The following is a 20,487-nucleotide window of genomic DNA, read 5'->3' on the forward strand; positions in this document are numbered from 1 at the left end:
TGGGTCACGAACGTTCTTTTAATAGGTCACGAATCTCCGAGAGAAGCTGTTCTTCACGCGACAGTTCCGGCTCCGGTGTCTCTTCGACCGCTTTTTCTCGCTTCAGACGGTTCAATACTTTGACCATCATGAACAAGGCGAAGGCGATGAGGACGAACTTGACGATTTCTTGCAGGAAGTTGCCATACGTCACGTTCACGCCGAACACCGACACCGCGAGCGTCGAGAAATCGATGCCGCCGATAAGGATGCCGAGGAACGGCATGAAGATGTCGTTGACGAGCGACGTGACGATGGCCGTGAAGGCGGCCCCGAGGATGAAGGCGACGGCCAGGTCGATCACATTGCCTTTAATCGCAAACTCTTTGAATTCTTTCCACATAAAAATAAACCCTCCTAAATGATGAATACTCTTACGGTAGCACAGCATAGGTGGAAGCGGGCAGTATTTTTCACAGAAGCGTCGCCCTTGCCCTAGGCCGGGCGCTTGTTCGACGTATGGTAGATACGTTACACTTATATAGAACTCATGCAATAGTTTTAATACCAGGTACTAATATGTTATGATTAATTCAGCTGAAAGGATGTATGGACGTGGCGAACGAAGAACAGAACGGCTCGGAACAGACCGAGTCCAAAGAGCGGACGGAGCGGAAGCGATTATCGAACCATCGACGTTTCCCGATCTTGTTACGCGTCATCGTTGTCCTGCTGTTGGCTTTCGTGATGCTTGCGATTGGGGCCATCATTGGGTACAGCGTGATTGGCGGAGGCGAGTGGAAGGACGTGTTCAACATCGACACGTGGCGCCATATCACCGATTTTTGGCTAACATCATAAGGGTGGTGGAACCATGTACACGATTGAACAGATTAAAGAAGTGATCCCGCATCGGTACCCGTTTTTGCTCATCGACCGAATTCTTGAAGTCGAAGAAGGCAAACGGGCCGTTGGATTAAAGAATGTGACGGCGAATGAAGAGTTCTTCAATGGACATTTCCCGGACTATAACGTCATGCCTGGCGTCTTGATCGTCGAAGCGCTCGCGCAAGTAGGCGCGTTCGCGATGCTCAAGCAAGAGTCGAACCGCGGCAAGCTCGCGTTCTTCGCAGGCATCGACGGATGTCGCTTCAAACGTCAAGTCGTCCCGGGCGATCAATTGCGCCTCGAGGTCGAAATCTTGAAAGTGCGCGGACCGATCGGTAAAGGACGCGCCGTGGCGACAGTCGATGGAGAAGTTGCTTGTGAAGCGGAACTCACTTTCGCCTTGAAGTGAGGAGAGAACGAGATGCGCGTATTGGTGATTGCCTTGATTCTCGGATTGGCGACCATCGTCGGTTGCCAACAAGTGCAAGATGATCCGGTCGAGGAGAACGTCGTGTTCGAACAGGACGTCGATGATGCGATGATCGACAAGCGAGCCGGCCAATCGGAATCGATTGCGGTCTCGCTCGAGCGGACGAACAGCTCAACGATGTTGTTCACGATTCGGATGCTCGAAGACCGTCGCCTCGATCCAACGACGATCATTAGTTATGAAGTCGACGGCACGCGTGTCCCGATTCCGTTCGGTGAACTCGTCGCGGAACGCGAAGGGGATGTGCGAACTTACGTCTATCAAGCGGATTTGAACCCCGACCTATTCGTCACCGAGACGCTGCCTCTCTTCCATATCGGAGAAGAGGGCGAGGCTGAGGTGTCGATGCCACTCGAGGTAGTAGATTCGACAAATGAATGAACGAACGGATGATTTTTGTCGAAAATCATCCGTTTTTTTGTGCAGTTTTTTCGGAAATCGTCCGATACATACAGTAAGGACGAATGGAGGGAATCACATGAAACGAAATAAACCACAATCGCTACAGACGCGGATTTTGGCGATGATGTTGGCATTCATCACGCTACTCATCGTCACATTCGGCGTGTTGCAGTACGTCAGTACGAAGCATACGGTACAGAGCTCGATGCAAGCGGTCCTGTTGGCGGACGGGGCCCGGATCAGCGAGGCGATCGACGCGGAAGCGTATGCGGCATTTTTACAGAACCCTGCGAAAGATGAACGGTTCGAGCAGTTTCGGGAACAGCTCGACACGTATCGGACGCAAATCGGGGCCATGTATGTGTACACACTCGCAGCCGACGGCGAAGAGCTTCAAATCATCGTCGATGGGATGAGCGCGGCCGACGCGGTCGATATCGGAACGCCGACGACGGCGACATCGTTTGCGGACGCGAGAGCGGCGTTTGAAGGGGGGACCGTCACGACACCGATTGTCGAGGACCCAGAGTACGGGGACTATATGACGGTGCTCGTTCCGATCAAACAAGGCGGGGACGTCATCGGTGTACTTGGAATCGACAAAGGGGCGAGTGATGTCGCAGCGGTGACGGAAGACGTGTTGCAAGAGAGCTTGCCGCCGATTCTCATCGGACTCGTCGTCTTGCTTGGGATTGCCTCGGTCATCATCTGGCGCTACCTTGGCTGGAAACTTCGTCCGCTCCGGGAGCTCGAGCGTGTCGCGACCCATATCGCGAGCGGGGATTTGGCGACGGCGGCTCGTGAGATGGACAACATCCAGTTGAAAGCGAACGATGAGATCAAGCGGCTTACCGCCTCGATGGATCAGATGACGAAAATGCTCCGCGACTTGATTTCCGGATTACAAACGTCCGCTCAGACGGTGCGCGATGAGAGCGGCAACGTGGCGAGCATCTCGGAAGAAGTGAACGATGCCTCGCGTCAAATCGCGTTCACGATGGAAGAAATCGCGGGCGGTGTCGAGAATCAGAGCGTGCTCACGATGAAACTGTACGGACATATGAATGAGTTCTCGGGACTTGTCGACCAGACGGCGCACGACGGGAACGGCGTGAGCGAACAAGCGGAAGTCGTCAGTCGTGTGACGGCAGAAGGGCTCGAACTGATGGAGGATGCCGTCGGCAAGATGACGAACATCCATCTGCAAGTGCGCGAGTCGCAAGGCCAGGTGAAGGACTTCGAGCAACAGGCGGACGAAGTGACGGCGCTCGTCACGATGATCCGTCAAATCTCTGAGCAGACGAACTTGCTCGCCTTGAACGCGGCCATCGAGGCGGCTCGTGCCGGGGAGCATGGAAAAGGATTCGCCGTCGTCGCTTCTGAGATTCGCAAGTTATCCGACAGCGTTGCGCGGTCGGTCAGTGAGATTTCGGAAATCGTTGGCAGCGTCAAACGAAACTCGATTGCGCTCGGCGAGACGTTCACGGACAGCATGCACGCTGCCGAGGACGGCAAGCGGACGCTCGAGGAGACGAAGCGCGCCTTCAATGAGATTGAACAGAGCGTGCGGGAGATGCAACGCCTGACGAACTCGATGCAAGGGCAGCTCGGACGCGTCAAGACGAACCAAGACGACATCAAACGTGGTCTTTCTGACATCGCGTCGATTTCTGAAGAGAGTACGGCTGGTAACGAGGAAGTGGCCGCCTCGACCGAACAGATGTCGGCGACGAGCGAGACGATGAACCGGCTCGTTAAAGATTTGTCGCACACGGCCGAGGACATGCAACGCATGAGCCGACAGTTCAAGTTGTAAACAGTCTCAAGTCAGACATACCTCCGTTGCGTCCGTTATACTAGGCGCAAGGGAGGTTTTTTCATGCAACGCGTCTCAAGTGAACTCACACAATTCCGCGGCAGTCACTATGACTTTGGCCGCTTTCAAGGACAATACATCAAGCGTAGCAAACTGCTCGAGAATCGGACCGACCAGTGGAAGCTCCGCGTCCCGCGCTTTGAGATTGACGAGCGCGAGGCGAAGCAGGCGTTCGACCGGTTCGCCCCAAAGATTTGGGAAGAACTGCTCGGTCTGCAGGACGAGCTCGAGTTGACGCTCGCCGACACGCTCCTTCACTTCGGTCATTTCCGGGTCAATAATCCGGTCAGCGGCTGTTCGATTTTGACGGGGGACAACTTCCTCGTCCGCAACTATGACTATCACCCGATGACGTACGATGGACGCTATAACGTGTTCCAGCCAGATGAGGGTTACGCCGTTATCGGTCCCGTCTCACGTGTCACCGGCCGGATGGACGGGATGAACGAGAAAGGGCTCGCCATGGGTTATAACTTCATCAACCGCCGGCGCCCGGGGGATGGGTTCGTCTGTCAGATGATTGGCCGAATGATTCTCGAGACGTGCGCCACGGTCGAGGAGGCGGTCGATCTGCTTCAAGAGATTCCGCACCGTGGCTCGTTCACGTATGTCGTCCACGACAAGTCGTCGAAGACGCGTGTCATCGAAGCGACACCGCGCGACATTCGCGTCCGCGAGTCGAATATCTGTACGAACCATTTCGAGTTGCTACAACACGAGAACCGTTACCATCTTGATGATTCAACACGCCGGATGATGGAAATCAAGATGTATCAACATATCGTCCAGGACGCCGAGAGTGCGTTCCGGCTCATGAACGACTCGGACAAAGGCGTCTTCTCGGAGCTGTACAAGAGCTGGGCCGGCACGATTCACACGGCGGCTTACTTCCCGGAGACGCTCGAGACGTGGTTCGCCCTCGGTGGCGACCGCGACCCGGTCATCTTCGATTTTCAGGAGTGGCTCGACGGCAAAGATTTCGATTTACATGCCCTCGATGGGGAAATCGAGACCGACATCGAGTTCGCGAACACGGTCCAACTTTGGCGGTAACGAAAAACAAGCAGCGACTCATGATGAGTCGCTGCTTGTTTTCGTTCGTCTGGCGCACGTTAGGCCGTACTGAATTCTTTAAAACCGGGAATACTACAAGCAGGAGGGATTCATTATGAAACGAATCGGATTGTTAGCCATCATGCTCAGTTTGATGCTCGTCCTCGGCGGCTGTGTGCCGGGCGACGGGACGTACACGACCGACCCGGCCGGCTTCTTTTGGGGCGTCTGGCACGGGTGGATCGCACCGGTGTCACTCATTTTAGGATTGTTCAATGACACGTATCGCGTCTATGAGGTGAACAACACCGGCTGGTTCTATGATTTAGGTTTCTATATTGCCATCATCAGCGGGTTCGGCGGGATTGCCGTAACGCGCAAGAGTCGGGGCTAAACTAGACGAGACATCGTCTAGTTTTTTTATTGACCCACTTTAGCAAAAACTGAATTTGCATATAAAAAATCATGCTATATTTTTTAAGGTTAATCAGATATTTCCAAAAGGAGACAGAAAGATGTTTATAAAAGTAAAAAAAAGTTGTGCGATTTTAATCGCGATGATGTTACTGGGAGCAATCATTTCACCTCTGCCTATACAAGCCGTAAACGTATCGGAAACGACCGCAGATTTGCGTGTTATAGAAGGAACTACGGATCAACCCAATCAGCATGTCACGATTGTCGCTGATGAAAAACTTGTCGAAACCACAAGTGATGCGAATAAAAAGTTTACATATACGTTTCCGAAATCACCAGTAGGAAGAATTGCCATTTATCAGCGGAATAGCGATGGTTTTGATCAGGTCATTCAAATGGTTGAGCGAAGTGAACCTAAACCTCAAATGAAACCTGCAGCTCCGCAAGAAGTGACATACCTCGGGATGATTGATAACGAGTTCGTGTTCATTACACACCCAACTCATACAATCCATGCGACATATGAGGGACGAGCAAAAGAAGGAATGGGTACGTTAAGAATACCAAAAAATCAAGCGGACTCTGTTAGTGTCTATGTGAGTAGTCCGGAAAAGGCATCGACCCCGATCAAAACATATAAAGAAACAGCTGCGAAGACGGATATCATTCGTTTAGACGCTGCCCCACATGAGACGCTACGCGTATCTGGGACGACGTTGCCTTATGTGAAAGTAGTCGTGAAAATAGGCTATGATGAAGAAATTGTACAAGCCGATGGGACGGGTAAATTCGATTTCCCATTCATAGGTTGGGAAATATGGGCCTATCAAGAACAGGGATACTCGATTCAACCGGCACATTTGATGAATAAAATGCTTGGTGGAATTCACGGATTCACAATGCCCGCTTTCAAAGCAACGCCAGATCGTCCCTTATTTATCATCGAAGAGTCATTCACGCAATTTCGGGGAGTGACGTTCCCAGGTGCAGTGATTTTAATTGATGGCGATGGGTGTGGCATCAGTTATGAACAAGGGCAGTTTGATTGTTATTACCCACAAAACGATCGAGTCGATCGGACGCTTACGATTGAAAAAGATGGCCAGACCATTTTCACGAAGCAAGTAAAAGTTAAACGTAAAGTCGAAACAATCAAATTTGAAACACAATCGTTTGATCTCGCAGAAGCACGATTGATCGGTAAAGCGACACCAAACCAAAAGTTTGTCGTGGCCTACTCGGATCCAAAAGCTGGAAATGCTCAAGTTCGTGTACAGGCAAAAAGTGATGAAGCGGGTAACATTGTCTTTTCATTACCTAGACTATACGGACTGAACTATATGGTCTCTTATTTGGACGAATATAATTATTCTCATCCAAAAGTAGAGCTTCGTGCGGAGGATAATCGCCCCGCTCCGATTCCAAATTTCAAACTTGAAAGTGATCGTATGGTAATTGGAATTCCACCATTTCATTACCCGAACAAAACGATATCATTTGAAACGAAGATCGAAAAGTCGGACGGACGTTCGATTGTTGAGAAAGTAGATTTGAAAAATCCGACGGTTCCACTTGAGCTAAATGACAAGTTCATGATTAGGACGCTCCTTCAAGATGGACGCGTCTCGGAGTGGGTTGAAGGAACGTTTGATGCGATTCAAAAACCATCGATCAAAGAACTGACAAACCACACGAAAGTGTTGACAGGGACGACGGAACCGAACGCTAAGCTTCAGTTCTCGAAAGGAATCACAAAAGAAGTGACGGCAGATGCCTCTGGGAAATTTGAGTTCGCCGTCAACTTGGAGAAAGTCTCGACGTTTAACGTCCTCGTTCAAGTGGCGGGGAAAGCAGATCAACGCTTCACGTATGCAGTAGAGGATACGATGAAACCGACATTACAAATGTACGGAATCTTGTCTGACGAAGCGACGCAAATAGACGCCGAAGCCAATGAAAAAGTAACGGACTTTACGATTGCATACTATAAAGGGGAGAGGCTGTTGCGAGAAGGCATCGTCAAACCAATCCATTCGTTCCCAAAAAACAACTCTAAAATCATAACGACCTCACAGTTACCTGTCTCAAATTTGAAGAGGGACGGCGTGACCCATCTTGTCGTCAAAGTTAAAGACCTCTCCGGTAATTGGTCGGAAGGAAATAAAGTTACAATCAAAGACATAGTTGCACCTCGAGTAACGCTTCAAAAGTATGTTTTGCCAGGTGAACGACTCATCTATGGAAAAACAGAACCAGGGGCCAAAGTTACGTTCACTTATCGAAGTGATAAAGAGAAAGCAGTCTCAGTCTCGAAAACAGGGGATTTTGTCATTAAAACGACAGACCCTATGTACTTATTCTATAATGGGGTCCGTCACAGTAAAGTAAGAATCACTACAAAGGATGCAGCGGGTAATGTGGCATATACTTATGTAGGACCAGTCGGTGACAAAATTCAAGATATTCGTATGAATGGGGATCAGCGAATTTGGTTTTACTCCCCATCAGACAATATGATTCAAAAACAGTATGAGTTCACCGTGAACGGGCAAACTGTCAGCCATAAACACATGGGCAATGTGGTCACATGGTCGAATGATATTGAATTACCTGCCGACGTGACAGTCAAACTCGTCAATCCGGATAAAACGATTAAGTATGAAGTCAAGAAGACGGTCACAAAACCGTATAGCGGCAAAAATGTATCCGCCGTTAAATTCCAAAAAGCATCCCGTCACATTACAGGCGTGGGAGAGCCGCAGGCAACGCTTGAAGTGTGGAATGGTACGACTAGAATTGGTCAAACGAACATCGATGCAACAGGTAAATTCAGTTTCTATCTAGTCCGTATGTACAAAGAAGGCGAAAGCTTAAAGTTCGTGACCATTCCTAGACTTGGACAAAAAACGTCAGTTACACTCAAGGCGAAAGATAACACGGCACCAACCAAGCCGACAGTCCATGCAATGTCGGCAGCGTCAACGAAAGTCCAGGGGAAGACAGAAAAAGGGGCAACCGTCCTCATTACGTATAACGGGCGGACCTATACGACGAAAGCGAACAGCTCTGGTTCATACGCCTATTCGATTAATAAATGGCTACCAGGAAAAACCGTTTCGGTCCGTGCAAAAGATACTACTGGAAATGTGTCGACGGCAACTGTACAAACCATCAAGTATGCGTTCAAACAATTCAGTGTGAATACTGTACGAACGAGTCACACCTATGTGACCGGAAAAGGACATCCGGGTGCGACGGTACAAGTGTATGGTAGAGATTCGAATATTGGAAAGGCTGTCAAAGTTGATTCGAAAGGGAACTTCAAAGTTTATGTGAATAAACAACGTCAAAGCAGTATGTTGACCGTTGAAATGACACGCTCGAGTTATATGACGAAGCGTATCAATACTATCGTTGCTAAATAACAAAGAAACCTCTCGAGATTTCACATTCGAGAGGTTTCTTTTCATTTTAAACAGCAAATGGAATAAAAATTCTTATAAAGTGATGATTAGAAATCATCGTGCGGCTTCCGCCCCGTCACGGCAACCGTATGATAATCACGCGAGTCAGGTCCTCGCTGTTGCTTGACGTCGATGAGACCGAGTTCCGAAGCGGCGGGGATGAACTGTTCCCGCATGATGGACGCGATGCCATCCCACGTCACGTCACCTTTCCCGTCACAGTAGGTGATGACGAATGACCCGCCCGGAACGAGAACGCGATCAATTTCGGCAAGCACCGCAGGCACGTCTTCCCAAAAGTAGAGTGTATGGATGCTGAAGACACGGTCGAACTGTGCGTCCGGAAACGGGAGCGTCCCGAGGTCGCCTTCGACGACGTCGGCTCGCCCGGTCTGCACGTCCGTTCGATTTCGTCGGAGCGCCGAGCGGACGATGGTCGGGGAACGATCGAGTCCGGTCACATGCACGTGCTCAAAGCCACGCAGCATCTGCGCCAGCGCGTCGCCGGCCCCGCAACCGAGGTCGAGGATGCGGTGGTCGGGCTGAATGTGAAGTTGTTCAATCGTCCAATCGACTTCGACCCGGTGTTGCCGGACCATCTTCTCACCGATATACGTCCCGACGATGCCGCGTGGATTCTCGTATTGACTGTCAATCCATGTTTGGAGACGCATGAAGCGCATCGAACCATTCCTTTCCGTATCCAGTAGATGTAGATTGAGTGTAGCATAACCATTTTGGGAGGGGAGTTGAATCGATGCGTTCTTTTTGGATTTTCGGCAATCAACTGTCGCACGAACTCGAGCTATTCGATCACGTTGAGAGCGATGACGTCATCGTCATAATCGAAGCGACGTCACGGGCGACGTGGCGGCCGTACCATAAACAGAAACTCGTCCTCATCTTCTCGGCGATGCGTCACTTCGCTGAGGAACTGCGAGAAAAGGGCTACACGGTCGACTATCACGAGGCCGACTCGTTCCAAGACGCATGGGACGACCACTTCACACGATATGAACCGGAAGAGATTCATTACACAGCCGTCACCGACGCCGCGATGGAGAAGAAGTTAAAACAGTTCGGTCAGCAGCATAAGCTCGTCGAACATACGGACGTGCCGCTCTTCTATTTAACGAAGAAGGAAGCCGTCGACACAATCGGCAACGCGCCATGGCGGATGGACCGCTTCTATCGCCAGATGCGGAAACGGTTCGACGTGTTGCTCGAGGACGGGAAGCCGCGCGGTGGCAAATGGTCGTTCGATGCGGATAACCGCCAGCCGCCGAAAGACGGGCTGACGTTCCCGGCACCAATCCATTTTCGACCGGACGCCATCACGAAAGACGTCATCGAAAAAGTGAATCGCGATTTCGCCGACCATCCGGGCGACATCACCCCGTTCGTCTGGCCGGTGACGCGTAGTGAGGCACGACGGGCATTGAAACGGTTCGTTGAGGAGCGTCTCGAGACGTTCGGTCCGTATCAGGACGCAATGCTGTCGGACAATCAAGACATGTCGCATAGCCTGCTGTCCGCGGCCATCAACATCGGGCTCCTGACACCGGACGAGGTCGTTCAAGCGGCCATTGCGTCGGATGCGCCGCTCGCCTCGGTCGAAGGGTTCGTCCGTCAACTCCTCGGCTGGCGCGAATATATGCGCGCCGTCTACGTGGCCTCGATGCCGGGATATGAGTCGGTCAACACGTTCAAGCATGAGCGCGACTTGCCACACTATTTTTGGGACGCCGAGACGGACATGCACTGCGTCCACCAGAGTGTGAAGCCGGTCATCGAGCGGGCGCACAACCACCACATCCAGCGGCTCATGGTGCTCGGCAACTTCGCGACGCTGTTCGAAGTGTCGCCACAACAGACGAGCGACTGGTTCAATGAGATGTATATCGATGCTTACGACTGGGTCGTGCTTCCGAACGTGCTCGGGATGGCGCTCCATGCCGACGGCGGGAAATTGGCGACGAAGCCGTATATCGCCTCGGGCAAGTACATCGACAAGATGAGCGACTACTGTAAGGGCTGCAAGTATAATCCGAAACACACGACTGAAGAAGACGCCTGTCCGTTCAATGCCTTGTATTGGAACTTCATCGACAAGCACGAGGAGCGGTTCGCAAAGAACCAACGGATGAAGATGATGGTCCGCAACTGGCAAGGGCGGGACGACGACGTCAAAGCCGACATTTTGGCGAAGGCGAGACAGACAATCCACGACACCGACTCCTTATGAGTCGGTTTTTTTACGTCGTCTTCACAAACTTTTGCACGTCCTTCACGACCGCTTTACATTCATCCGGTACGATATGACTTGTGAGACCCCTCATGCCAAGTGAATAGCAACTGGTAGAACATTCGAGAGACCAACAGAAGCCCGTACGTCGATGACGTCCTGTTTCTGTTGGTCCTTTTTTCTAGGGAAGGATGATTCAAGTGAATGAAACGCTCCGCACGATTGGACAAGAGAAGATGATCGCCTCCATCAAATCACCGAAACAACTCGAGAAGTTCCTGCAGTCGGACGTGACGACGACGTTCCTCATGATGGGGACGCTCAGCACGCTCGACCGCTACGTCGCCCATTTGAAGCGGGAGAACCGGACCGTGTTCTTGCACGCCGAACGGATTAATGGCATCAGTCTCGACCGGGACGGCATCGACTATTTGGCGAAACGCGTCGGCGCCGACGGGATTGTGACGACGAAGGCGTCGGTCATTCAACACGCCAAACGGGCCGGCCTGATGACGGTGCAGCGCCTATTCCTCGTCGACTCGGACGCAATCACTTCAGGCATCAAGATGGCGAAAGACCAACAGCCGGACGCGCTCGAACTGATGCCGGGTCTCATTCCGAGTGTCATCGAGCACGTCGCGGAACACGTCTCGTTGCCGATTGTGACGGGTGGGATGATCCGAAAACCGATTCACGTGCATGAAGCACTTTCTCACGGGGCGTTCGCCGTCTCGACCGGGGATGAGCGATTATGGGCGTCGCAAGGAATGAAGGAGGATATCATATGAAATCGATTCAACTGCAGAATATCAAAAAGTCATACGACGAGACGGAAGTCATCCGTGGCATCGACGTGACGATCGAGGCCGGTGAATTCTTCGCCCTCGTCGGACCGTCGGGTTGCGGGAAGAGCACGATGCTCCGGATGATTGCCGGGCTCGAGTCAATCACGAGCGGGACGCTCCGCATCGACGGCGTCGCCGCGAACGACTTGAAACCGAGCGAACGCCAACTGTCGATGGTGTTCCAAAACTATGCGCTCTATCCGCATATGACCGTCGAGAAGAACATCACGTTCGGGTTACATACGAAAGGACTGACGAAGCTCGAGCAGCGCGAACGCTGCATGGAAGCGGCCGAAACGCTCGGACTGACCGACTATTTGAAGCGAAAGCCGCGTGAACTGTCGGGCGGGCAACGGCAACGGGTCGCCTTGGCCCGGGCCATCGTGACCGAGTCACCAATCTGCCTCATGGACGAGCCGCTCTCGAACTTGGACGCGAAACTTCGGGCCAAAATGCGCTCCGAGATCCGACAGCTGCAACGCAAGCTCAAGCTGACGATGATTTACGTCACCCATGACCAAGTCGAGGCGATGACGATGGCCGACCGGATGATGCTGTTGAACGATGGCGAGGTCCAACAAGTCGGTCAACCGCTCGATTTGTACAACAAGCCGGCGAACACGTTCGTCGCCTCGTTCATCGGTTCACCGCCGATGAATTTGACGCCGGTGCAGCGGAGTGACAAGGGCTGGGTCGCCTCGGACGGACGCCTGTTCCATCCGAACACGCTGACGCGAGAAGATACGGCGACGCTCGGCATCCGCCCGGAACAAATCACGCCGGCGAAAGAGGATGTCACGTTCTATGCCGAACTGAAGAACATCGAGGTGCTCGGCACGGAGACGATTCTCGCCTTTGACATGGGCGGCGTCGAGTGGCTCGCCAAATGGCCGGGACAATGGCCGCTGTCGATCGGGGAGAAAATCGCCTGTTACGTCGACCCGAAACAGATATCTTTGTTTGATACGAACGGCAATCGTATCGAACCGCGGCAACCGAAACTGTTCGAGGCGTTGGAGGTGTTCCAATGACGGTCGCCCTTCCGAGACAACGCGTCCGGACCCGACTATCGGACGCGACGAGCGGGCTCCTCTACTTGTCACCGTCGATCGCGCTGTTCGGGATTTTCCTCGTCTATCCGCTGTTCCGGACGATTTACTTGAGTTTCTTTCAAACGGACACACAAGGGACGCCACTCAGCTACGTCGGCGGCGAGCATTACGCCAAGCTGTTCACGAGCGCCTCGTTTTGGCAGAGCATTCAGGCGACGGTCGGCTTCGTTCTGTTGACCGTCCCGCTCACAATCATCATCGCGCTCAGTCTGGCGCTCCTCGCCAACGAGAAGCTGCGCGGGATTGGCATCTTCCGGACGGCGTTCTCGGCGACGATGGGCATGAGCGTCGCGGCCTCATCCGTCATCTGGATGTTCATGTACAACCCGTCCATCGGCATCTTCAACCGTTTCTTGGAAGCGGTCGGGGCGAGCGGGGTGCAGTGGCTCCTCGACCCGCAGTACGCGCTCTTATCCGTGTCGCTCGCGACCGTCTGGATGAACATCGGCTTCACGTTCTTGATTCTCCTCGGCGGCCTGCAAAACATCGACCGGACGCTTTACGAGAGTGCGGACATCGCCGGGACGGGGTATTGGACCCAGCTCCGAGCGATCACCATCCCGATGCTGTCCCCGACCCTCTTCTTCGTCGGCATCATCTCGCTCATCAATGCGTTCCAGACGTTCGGGCAGATTGATTTGCTGACGAAAGGCGGACCGACGAACTCGACGAACGTCATCGTCTACGCCATCTATAAGGACGCGTTCATCAACTATAACGTCGGCGGGGCGAGCGCGCAGGCCGTGCTCTTGTTCCTTGCGGTGCTCGGGTTGACGTGGCTCCAGTTCAAGCTCGTCGAAAGGAAGGTGCATTACCAATGACGCTCCGGAAAATCATCACGTATGCGCTCCTCATCTTGAGTGCGGTCATCCTCTTGTTCCCGATTGCCTACGCCTTCTCGATCAGTCTGATGGACGGTAGCGAAGTGTTGAAAGGGAACCTCATCCCGCGCGACGTGACGTTCGACAACTATGTCGCCGCGTTCGAGCGCATCCCGCTCCTGACGTACTTATGGAACAGTCTCGTCGTCGCGCTCCTCGTCATGGTCGGTCAGGTCGTCTTGTCGAGCCTCGCCGCCTTCGCGTTCGTCTTCATCGACTTCAAAGGGAAAGGGCTCATCTTCATGCTCTTCCTCGCGACGATGATGGTGCCGTGGGAAGCGACGATGGTACCGAACTTCTTGACGATTCAGTCGCTCGGCTGGCTCAACTCCGTATGGGGGCTGTCGGTGCCGTTCTTCGCGCTCGCGTTCGGAACGTTCCTGCTCCGCCAACAGTTCAAGACGATTCCGTACGAGATGTATGAGGCGTCCCAAATCGCCGGCATCAGCCGGTTCCGCTTCTTTTGGAACGTCGTCTTGCCGGTGTCGAAAACGCCGCTCGTCACGTTGTCGGTATATAGCTTTTTGACGACATGGAACATGTACTTATGGCCGCTCCTCGTCACGAACACGGAGCAGGCACGGACGGTGCAGATTGGGATTAAACAGATGCAGTCGAACGAGGTCGCCTCGGATTGGGGCGTCGTCATGGCGGCGGTCATCCTGATTATCATCCCGACGCTACTACTGTTATTCGCAGGACAAAAGCAGTTACAGGAAGGTCTGACGCAAGGTGCGATCAAATAATAGGGGGAAACGTTCATGAAAAAGACAGCATTATTCGCAGGGTTGGCCAGTTCGGTGTTATTGCTCGGGGCATGTGGCAGTCAAGAAGCGGAAGAGGCCGCGGCGACCACGACGACGGACGGAAAGACAGAAGTCGTGTTTTGGCACGCGATGAGCGGGGACTTGGAAACGGCGCTCAATGATCAAGTCGACGCCTTCAACGAGTCGCAAGAAGAGTATGAAGTGAAGCCGGTGTTCCAAGGGACGTATGAAGAGGCGCTCACGAAATTCAACGCCGTCGCGGGCTCACCGGACGCACCGGCCATCATGCAGACGTTCGAGGTCGGTACGAAATACATGATTGACTCGAACAAAATCACGCCGGTCCAAGAGTTCATCGATAAAGAAGACTTTGATACGAGCGTCTGGGAAGAGAACATCTTGAGCTATTACCAAGTCGACGGTAAGCAATACTCGATGCCGTTCAACTCGTCGACGCCGGTGCTCATCTACAACAAGGACGCGTTCGAGAAAGCGGGCCTCGACCCGGAAAAGGCGCCGCGGACGTATGACGAGTTGAAGCAAGCGGCGAAGGCGCTGACGACCGATGGCCAGACGGGCTTCACGATGCTCAACTATGGCTGGTTCTTCGAACAGCTCGTCGCCGCGCAAGGCGGGCTCTACGTCGACAACGACAACGGCCGTAGCGGGGCACCGACGAAAGCCGTCTTCGATGGGGAAGAAGGGCAGAATGCCTTCAACTTGATTAAAGAGATGTACGACGAGAAGACATTCATGAACGTCGGTCAAAACTGGGACGACATGCGCGCCGCCTTCCAATCAGGGAAAGTCGCCATGTATCTCGACTCATCGGCCGGGATCCGTACCGTGGCGGACAACGCCGATTTCGAGGTCGGCGCGTCGTACTTGCCGGTCCCGAACGAAGCCGATCGTGAAGGTGTCATCATCGGTGGGGCCTCGCTCTGGATGGGGGACGGCATCGCCGACGAGACGAAGCAAGGCGCATGGGAGTTCATGAAGTATGCGGCGTCGAAAGAAGCACAGGCCAAATGGCACGTCGACACGGGCTACTTCGCGATTAATCCGGAAGCGTATGACGAGCCGGTCGTCAAAGAGATGTGGGCCGAGTATCCGCAGCTCAAAGTGACGGTCGATCAATTGAGCGAGACGACAGCCTCTCCGGCGACGCAAGGTGCGCTCATCTCGACGTTCCCGCAATCCCGTCAAAGCGTCGTCAACGCCATGGAGAGCCTATACCAAGGCGTATCGGTCGAAGAGGCGTTGAAACGCGCGGCCGATGAGACAACTTCCACCTTGGGACAATGACATGTTGATTTACGCACATCGCGGCTATAGCGCCAAGTATCCGGAGAACACGATCAGCGCGTTCAAGGCGGCGTTGCCTCACGTCGACGGCATTGAGCTCGATGTCCAATTGACGCGCGACGGACGCCTCGTCGTGATCCATGACGAGACGGTCGACCGGACGACGAACGGAAGCGGCTTCGTCAAGGATATGACGCTTCGACAGCTCCGCTTGCTCCGGACGGAGAGCGGGGAACGGATCCCGACGCTCGAGGAAGTACTCGTCTTGATTGAACCGTCCGACGTCACGCTCAATATCGAGCTGAAGACAGATCAATTTGATTATGAAGGAATCGAGTATTTGACGTGGCTCGCCGTCACCGAGTTCAAGTTAGAAGAGCGTGTCGTCTTCTCCTCGTTCAACCCGGACACGCTCGTCCGGTTGCGGGACGTCGCCCGCGAGGCGAGAATCGCCGTCTTGACCGGGGACGGGCATCCACGGCTCGTCGAGTTCGTCGAACGAGTCGGTGCCGAGGCGGTCCATGCCCAACCGGAGTTTATCGGGACGAGGGACGCGGCGATGATGCGCGAACAAAATCGGTTGCTTCGCCTGTACACCATCAATGACCCGAGTGAATTACCGGACATGACCGGTGTCGACGCCATCATGACGGACGAGGTCGAGCGGTTCCAATCGAAGTCGCGTCATTGAAGTGAGGTTGGGATATGCCTCAGTCGATTTGTAAAAAGAGGCCAGCTGGCGCGACGTGTTCGCATCAGCTGGCCTCTTCTCATGGCAATTCTCTAAATTTAGTATTCTTCGTTCAACGTGGTAAATTCATCTTCTTTCAAAGGTGAATCGCCATACGAGTTATGCCCATAATAGGTGACGACGTACTCTTTCTCTTGATTGGTTTTGACGAAAAATTCATACTCGACTCTGTTTTCGTCCTCGAAATTCAAGCGATATAAGTACCCAAATTGATTCATGCTGAACTCGACATCATAGGCGCTCTGATCGATTGAAAAATGCTCAGTTAACGTTTCGTTCAAAAAAGTTTCTCGCTGATTTACTTCATGAAGAAGGAAAAAGATACCTCCTAACAGGAGTAACGCAAAAGCGAGTTGAAACTTGGGTATAGGTTTGTTAGATGCCATCTACATCAGCCTTCCTTAAATGAGATCAATCAACTGCTACCGAGTAAATATGACAAAGACCGCTCAATGAAGCGGTCTTTGTCATATCTTCTTCGGTGAATCACTAAAAGCGAAATACAATCCGACACCGATTGCGAGTCCAATCAAATAGTGATCGAGCGCGATGGCAGTCGAGACACCGACGCCGAGGGCGAGCGGAAAGGCGTAGCTGCCGGTCGTTTGTTTATTGGACATGGAGCATGCCTCCTTTGTCCAATTACTACGGGCGCCGCCTAAAAAAGTTTCAAGCCTTCTTCTTCGTCCCTTGGAACGCGAAGAACATCGCGATGCCAATCCCGAGTCCAAGCCACCAGTTATCGAACAACAGCCCGAAAATAAGGATAAAGGCGACGGCGACAGGAAGTGCCAAAAAACCACGTTGACGTTTCATGCGAATCATCCTTTCTACGTTTCTCATTTCGTCTGTTCCCGCTTTAAAGGCGATTCATTCAAAAGAGACGGTCCTGTCAGTCGGACGTCTCTCGTTCGGCGAGTGACGTCGAGCTACTAGGATATAAGTAGATGGAGAACGTCGTGCCTTCACCGTACACGGAGTCGGCATGGATGCCCCAGCCGTGCGCTTCGGCGATCCGTTTACAGATGCGTAGGCCGAGACCGGTCCCTTTGATCGGACGGTGTGCATCCGAGTCGACCCGGTAATATTCGTCGAACACGTACGGGATGGCGTCGCTCGGGATACCGATTCCGGTGTCACGGACCGACAGGACAGACGTGTCGTCTTCGGTCGTCAGCTCGATGTGGACCGTGCCGCCGTTCGGCGAATACTTGATCGCGTTCCCAATCAAGTTATGGAGCAGCTGCAACAGCTTCTCCTGATCGGCTTCGAGGGTCATGTCATCCGCGGACAAGATGACGTCATGCTTGGGGGCCGTCGTCTTATAGTGAGCGACGATGTCCTCGAGCAATGGTCGCAAGTCGAACGTCGACAACGACAATAACTCCACGGAATAGTTCACACGCTGGTAGTCGAGGAAATTATCGACGAGCCGCTCGAGTCGCTCGGCCTCCCGTTTGACGAGTGTCAACATCCCGTGTGTTTTCTCGTCGTCGCCATGTTGGTACATGAGCAGTTCCGCGTAACCATTGATGGCCGTGAGCGGGGAACGGAACTCATGGGACAGTTCGGCCAGGAAGGCGTCTTTCTGCTCCTCGAAGCGGATCGAGTCGGTGATGTCCCGCCACATGAGGAATGCGCCGCGCGGCGTGTGCGTAAAGTTCACGATGACTTGCATCGTTCGCTCGCCGATGCGGAGCGACTTCGCATCCATGCTCGGACAACAGCCGAACCGGTTCGTCATGAGCTCGTCCCAAAACAGCGTTACATCGTTCATATTTGCGCCGTTCCGCTCGAACGCTTCGTAGAAGAACCGGGTCATGTCTTCCGGGCGCGAGAAACGCTGGTTGACCATCGAGGGACAGATGGCACGGAGCTGTTCATTCGAATACAGATGGTTCCGTGTGAAGTCGATATAGCAGACGGCGTCTTGAACTTCTTCGACAAGTGAATGAATCGGTAACGACTGGGGTGCGTGAATCTGGTTCATTCGTTTAGCCGTCGAGCGCCCATGGTACCGACGAGCCGGATAGAATGACTTTCGAGTCATCGCGCGAACCTCCCTTCGATATAAGGCTATATATAAACGTAAAGTAATATCCGACATACTCCTTTATTATACGATATTCGCCGATGATTCCCTATACCCCCCATAGACCTAGCTAGAAATGGGTCACAACCGGGATAGTCGGACGGAATGCGCACGATTCTAGGAAAAAACACCTTCCTCGTATGTTAGAGGAAGGTGTTAGGATTAGAACAACGTGTATGGGTTGACGCTATTGGCAGCCGTCGAGCTACTGTAGACGTATTTATCTTTATGGATTTCGAAGTGGAGGTGGCTTCCGTACGAGTTGCCGGTGTTGCCGACCGTACCGATTCTCCCACCCTTGGCGATTTTCTGTCCTTTGACGACGTTCAAGCGGTCCAAGTGAGCGTAGACAGTCGTATAGGCTTGACCGTCAACGGTATGTGTGACCATGACGTGGTTACCGTACGCTCCATAGTTACGGGCGACGATGACTTCACCGTACGCGGCGGATTGGACGGTCGTGCCTTTCGCGGCCGCCAAGTCGATGCCGTTATGGAACGTGTAGCCGTATTTGCCGCTCGCCGGGCCATAACCTTGCGTCAACGTGCCTTTCGCAGGAATCAAAAACTTGCCCGCTGTCGCTGTTTGGAGTGACGTGCTGCTATATTTTTTAACATATGTACTCGAGACGTATTTTGTACTGCCGTTATAATTGATTTTTGTCCATGAGCCGGTCGCGCCGAGATAGGTGAACGTTTGGCCGAGTTTAGCACTGCCGACTTTTTGATAAGACGTCGATGGGCCGCTCCGCACGTTCAAAACATTCGTCGTGACTTTGACTTTATACGATGTAGCTGCCTCTACCGGTGTCGAAGCGGGAACTGTCAAGCCGGAAACAAGAAGGGCGCCTAATGTGATCGTCATCAGTTGTTTTTTCATAGTATGGTAAATCCTTTCAATTATGGAACAATGCGACATAAAAATGATAATTACCTTATAAAAAAATTTTACCATCAAAAAATAGATTCTAATATGTCATTTATATTTCAAAAAAGTATAATCGTTATGAAAACAATCATGTATTGGAGAAAGTCCAGTCATATCAACGAAAATGAGACATGCAACGTTTTGTTGGTAAAAGAATATATGCCTAAAATTCAAAAAAACTCCGATTTCTCGGAGTTTAGCTTTTGAAAAACAGGGTAATTTAAAATGGTTTAGCCTAAATAAAAAAGGGCCGATGAGAATCAATCCCTTTTGTCAGTTGTTTCCTTGAAATGCTTCGTCCCATACATAAGAAAAACCGAGACATGTGCCCCGGTTTCGCTTGCCTGCTCTTACTGAGAAGGCGTGACCACGTTCAGACAAACGTTTCGATTAAGGTGCCGACAGTTCTTTCTCGGTGACCCATTTATGGTTGGTCACTTCTTCGCCGGATTCTAACGTGAAGTCGACCATATAGACCGTCGTCTCTTCGACAGAATCGATGGTAGCAGTCGTGCCGCCCATACCGCTCATATGCTCGGCATTGACTTCAACCTCGTCGCCGACCTCGTACGGGGCGTCCTGTGCACCTTCAATCTCTTCATGAATGATCCATTTATGGTCTTTGACGCGCTCGCCCCCGTGCATCGGGTCGTACGAGATACTGTAGGCGACCGTATCGTAGGCGCCGACGATGCTCGCTTCCGCGCCTTCCATGCCAGGCATATGGGCCTCTGTGATGACGGCCGTGTCGCCGACCGCGAACGTCGGGTTCTCTGCTGACTTCAATCCTTCGGGGACGTCACCAGACCCGGACATGTCCATTCCTGAATGGTCGTTCCCGTCCATCGTCTCTTCCATTTGATCATTCATGTTCGTATCATTATTCGTCGTGTCGTCTTCACCACAAGCAACGAGTAAACCGCTCAGTGAGAGTGCCATCGTCATCATTCCAAGTTTCTTATTCCATTTCATTCATATTCCCTCCAAGTTAAG

General features: G+C 52.5%; 22 protein-coding genes. 14 read left to right on the top strand and 8 right to left on the bottom strand.

The window, feature by feature from the left end; all coding sequences use genetic code 11:
• Window positions 1-4: 4 nt before the first annotated feature.
• The gene (gene mscL / locus M467_RS21140; protein ID WP_021066154.1) at window positions 5-382 is read right to left on the bottom strand and encodes a large-conductance mechanosensitive channel protein MscL; all 378 of its coding nucleotides are present in this window, start codon (window positions 380-382) and stop codon (window positions 5-7) included.
• Between the two features lie 206 nt (window positions 383-588).
• Between mscL and M467_RS21145 the strand changes: the two genes are divergently transcribed.
• From M467_RS21145 to M467_RS21175, 7 genes are all read left to right on the top strand, one after another.
• Window positions 589-840 (top strand): DNA-directed RNA polymerase subunit beta, encoded by a 252-nt coding sequence (locus M467_RS21145; protein WP_029594701.1) that lies wholly within the window; start codon window positions 589-591, stop codon window positions 838-840.
• Between the two features lie 13 nt (window positions 841-853).
• Window positions 854-1,276: a 3-hydroxyacyl-ACP dehydratase FabZ gene (fabZ, locus tag M467_RS21150; protein ID WP_021066156.1), complete on the top strand. Its 423-nt coding sequence runs from the start codon at window positions 854-856 to the stop codon at window positions 1,274-1,276.
• A gap of 12 nt (window positions 1,277-1,288) precedes the next feature.
• Window positions 1,289-1,738, top strand: coding sequence for a hypothetical protein (locus M467_RS21155; protein WP_021066157.1), 450 nt, complete (start codon window positions 1,289-1,291; stop codon window positions 1,736-1,738).
• Window positions 1,739-1,835: 97 nt separating this feature from the next.
• On the top strand, window positions 1,836-3,575 hold the full coding sequence (locus M467_RS21160; protein WP_021066158.1) for a methyl-accepting chemotaxis protein: 1,740 nt from the start codon (window positions 1,836-1,838) through the stop codon (window positions 3,573-3,575).
• A gap of 63 nt (window positions 3,576-3,638) precedes the next feature.
• Window positions 3,639-4,688, top strand: coding sequence for a C45 family autoproteolytic acyltransferase/hydrolase (locus tag M467_RS21165; RefSeq protein ID WP_021066159.1), 1,050 nt, complete (start codon window positions 3,639-3,641; stop codon window positions 4,686-4,688).
• 115 nt (window positions 4,689-4,803) lie between these two features.
• The gene (locus M467_RS21170; protein ID WP_021066160.1) at window positions 4,804-5,082 is read left to right on the top strand and encodes a hypothetical protein; all 279 of its coding nucleotides are present in this window, start codon (window positions 4,804-4,806) and stop codon (window positions 5,080-5,082) included.
• Between the two features lie 121 nt (window positions 5,083-5,203).
• Entirely contained in the window at window positions 5,204-8,530 is a 3,327-nt protein-coding gene (locus M467_RS21175) for an Ig-like domain-containing protein (RefSeq protein ID WP_021066161.1), read from the top strand.
• Window positions 8,531-8,616: 86 nt separating this feature from the next.
• Here M467_RS21175 and M467_RS21180 read toward each other — a convergent pair whose 3' ends face one another.
• Window positions 8,617-9,252: a class I SAM-dependent methyltransferase gene (locus M467_RS21180; protein ID WP_021066162.1), complete on the bottom strand. Its 636-nt coding sequence runs from the start codon at window positions 9,250-9,252 to the stop codon at window positions 8,617-8,619.
• Between the two features lie 74 nt (window positions 9,253-9,326).
• On the opposite strand from M467_RS21180, the gene M467_RS21185 reads away from it, so the two are divergent.
• The 7 genes from M467_RS21185 (at window position 9,327) to M467_RS21215 (ending at window position 16,415) form a co-directional block, all read left to right on the top strand.
• Window positions 9,327-10,814 (top strand): cryptochrome/photolyase family protein, encoded by a 1,488-nt coding sequence (locus tag M467_RS21185; RefSeq protein WP_021066163.1) that lies wholly within the window; start codon window positions 9,327-9,329, stop codon window positions 10,812-10,814.
• Window positions 10,815-11,005: 191 nt separating this feature from the next.
• Entirely contained in the window at window positions 11,006-11,602 is a 597-nt protein-coding gene (locus M467_RS21190; RefSeq protein WP_031200014.1) for a glycerol-3-phosphate responsive antiterminator, read from the top strand.
• Entirely contained in the window at window positions 11,599-12,690 is a 1,092-nt protein-coding gene (locus M467_RS21195; protein WP_021066165.1) for an ABC transporter ATP-binding protein, read from the top strand. Before M467_RS21190 ends, M467_RS21195 begins: the two co-directional genes overlap by 4 nt.
• Window positions 12,687-13,592 (top strand): carbohydrate ABC transporter permease, encoded by a 906-nt coding sequence (locus tag M467_RS21200; protein WP_021066166.1) that lies wholly within the window; start codon window positions 12,687-12,689, stop codon window positions 13,590-13,592. Before M467_RS21195 ends, M467_RS21200 begins: the two co-directional genes overlap by 4 nt.
• Window positions 13,589-14,398 carry a carbohydrate ABC transporter permease gene (locus M467_RS21205; protein ID WP_021066167.1) on the top strand — a complete coding sequence of 270 codons (810 nt, stop codon included), beginning with the start codon at window positions 13,589-13,591 and terminating at the stop codon, window positions 14,396-14,398. The genes M467_RS21200 and M467_RS21205 overlap by 4 nt, the downstream gene beginning before the upstream one ends.
• Window positions 14,399-14,413: 15 nt before the next feature.
• Window positions 14,414-15,724 (top strand): ABC transporter substrate-binding protein, encoded by a 1,311-nt coding sequence (locus tag M467_RS21210; RefSeq protein ID WP_021066168.1) that lies wholly within the window; start codon window positions 14,414-14,416, stop codon window positions 15,722-15,724.
• A 1-nt stretch (window position 15,725) separates the two neighbouring features.
• The gene (locus tag M467_RS21215) at window positions 15,726-16,415 is read left to right on the top strand and encodes a glycerophosphodiester phosphodiesterase (RefSeq protein ID WP_021066169.1); all 690 of its coding nucleotides are present in this window, start codon (window positions 15,726-15,728) and stop codon (window positions 16,413-16,415) included.
• 98 nt (window positions 16,416-16,513) lie between these two features.
• On the opposite strand, the gene M467_RS21220 is transcribed toward M467_RS21215, so the two are convergent.
• From M467_RS21220 to M467_RS21240, 6 genes are all read right to left on the bottom strand, one after another.
• Complete coding sequence (locus tag M467_RS21220; protein WP_144060656.1) at window positions 16,514-16,756, bottom strand: hypothetical protein; 243 nt, start codon at window positions 16,754-16,756, stop codon at window positions 16,514-16,516.
• A gap of 186 nt (window positions 16,757-16,942) precedes the next feature.
• On the bottom strand, window positions 16,943-17,095 hold the full coding sequence (locus M467_RS31730) for a hypothetical protein (RefSeq protein WP_021066171.1): 153 nt from the start codon (window positions 17,093-17,095) through the stop codon (window positions 16,943-16,945).
• A gap of 49 nt (window positions 17,096-17,144) precedes the next feature.
• Window positions 17,145-17,291 carry a hypothetical protein gene (locus tag M467_RS31760; RefSeq protein WP_021066172.1) on the bottom strand — a complete coding sequence of 49 codons (147 nt, stop codon included), beginning with the start codon at window positions 17,289-17,291 and terminating at the stop codon, window positions 17,145-17,147.
• A 76-nt stretch (window positions 17,292-17,367) separates the two neighbouring features.
• A complete protein-coding gene (locus tag M467_RS21230; protein ID WP_021066173.1) occupies window positions 17,368-18,525 on the bottom strand; it encodes a sensor histidine kinase in 1,158 nt (385 codons plus the stop codon).
• Between the two features lie 204 nt (window positions 18,526-18,729).
• Window positions 18,730-19,446 (bottom strand): peptidoglycan DD-metalloendopeptidase family protein, encoded by a 717-nt coding sequence (locus M467_RS21235; protein ID WP_021066174.1) that lies wholly within the window; start codon window positions 19,444-19,446, stop codon window positions 18,730-18,732.
• Between the two features lie 438 nt (window positions 19,447-19,884).
• Complete coding sequence (locus M467_RS21240; protein WP_021066175.1) at window positions 19,885-20,466, bottom strand: YdhK family protein; 582 nt, start codon at window positions 20,464-20,466, stop codon at window positions 19,885-19,887.
• Window positions 20,467-20,487: the final 21 nt, after the last annotated feature.

Source organism: Exiguobacterium chiriqhucha RW-2 (assembly GCF_000416965.1).
Classification (GTDB): domain Bacteria; phylum Bacillota; class Bacilli; order Exiguobacteriales; family Exiguobacteriaceae; genus Exiguobacterium; species Exiguobacterium chiriqhucha.

Excerpts from the sequence above, each read along its gene's own strand:
- mscL (WP_021066154.1), bottom strand. The coding sequence starts at position 382 with ATGTGGAAAGAATTCAAAGAGTTTGCGATTAAAGGCAATGTGATCGAC.
- M467_RS21145 (WP_029594701.1), top strand. The coding sequence starts at position 589 with ATGGACGTGGCGAACGAAGAACAGAACGGCTCGGAACAGACCGAGTCC.
- fabZ (WP_021066156.1), top strand. The coding sequence starts at position 854 with ATGTACACGATTGAACAGATTAAAGAAGTGATCCCGCATCGGTACCCG.
- M467_RS21155 (WP_021066157.1), top strand. The coding sequence starts at position 1,289 with ATGCGCGTATTGGTGATTGCCTTGATTCTCGGATTGGCGACCATCGTC.
- M467_RS21160 (WP_021066158.1), top strand. The coding sequence starts at position 1,836 with ATGAAACGAAATAAACCACAATCGCTACAGACGCGGATTTTGGCGATG.
- M467_RS21165 (WP_021066159.1), top strand. The coding sequence starts at position 3,639 with ATGCAACGCGTCTCAAGTGAACTCACACAATTCCGCGGCAGTCACTAT.
- M467_RS21170 (WP_021066160.1), top strand. The coding sequence starts at position 4,804 with ATGAAACGAATCGGATTGTTAGCCATCATGCTCAGTTTGATGCTCGTC.
- M467_RS21175 (WP_021066161.1), top strand. The coding sequence starts at position 5,204 with ATGTTTATAAAAGTAAAAAAAAGTTGTGCGATTTTAATCGCGATGATG.
- M467_RS21180 (WP_021066162.1), bottom strand. The coding sequence starts at position 9,252 with ATGCGCTTCATGCGTCTCCAAACATGGATTGACAGTCAATACGAGAAT.
- M467_RS21185 (WP_021066163.1), top strand. The coding sequence starts at position 9,327 with ATGCGTTCTTTTTGGATTTTCGGCAATCAACTGTCGCACGAACTCGAG.
- M467_RS21190 (WP_031200014.1), top strand. The coding sequence starts at position 11,006 with ATGATTCAAGTGAATGAAACGCTCCGCACGATTGGACAAGAGAAGATG.
- M467_RS21195 (WP_021066165.1), top strand. The coding sequence starts at position 11,599 with ATGAAATCGATTCAACTGCAGAATATCAAAAAGTCATACGACGAGACG.
- M467_RS21200 (WP_021066166.1), top strand. The coding sequence starts at position 12,687 with ATGACGGTCGCCCTTCCGAGACAACGCGTCCGGACCCGACTATCGGAC.
- M467_RS21205 (WP_021066167.1), top strand. The coding sequence starts at position 13,589 with ATGACGCTCCGGAAAATCATCACGTATGCGCTCCTCATCTTGAGTGCG.
- M467_RS21210 (WP_021066168.1), top strand. The coding sequence starts at position 14,414 with ATGAAAAAGACAGCATTATTCGCAGGGTTGGCCAGTTCGGTGTTATTG.
- M467_RS21215 (WP_021066169.1), top strand. The coding sequence starts at position 15,726 with ATGTTGATTTACGCACATCGCGGCTATAGCGCCAAGTATCCGGAGAAC.
- M467_RS31730 (WP_021066171.1), bottom strand. The coding sequence starts at position 17,095 with ATGTCCAATAAACAAACGACCGGCAGCTACGCCTTTCCGCTCGCCCTC.
- M467_RS31760 (WP_021066172.1), bottom strand. The coding sequence starts at position 17,291 with ATGAAACGTCAACGTGGTTTTTTGGCACTTCCTGTCGCCGTCGCCTTT.
- M467_RS21230 (WP_021066173.1), bottom strand. The coding sequence starts at position 18,525 with ATGACTCGAAAGTCATTCTATCCGGCTCGTCGGTACCATGGGCGCTCG.
- M467_RS21235 (WP_021066174.1), bottom strand. The coding sequence starts at position 19,446 with ATGAAAAAACAACTGATGACGATCACATTAGGCGCCCTTCTTGTTTCC.
- M467_RS21240 (WP_021066175.1), bottom strand. The coding sequence starts at position 20,466 with ATGAAATGGAATAAGAAACTTGGAATGATGACGATGGCACTCTCACTG.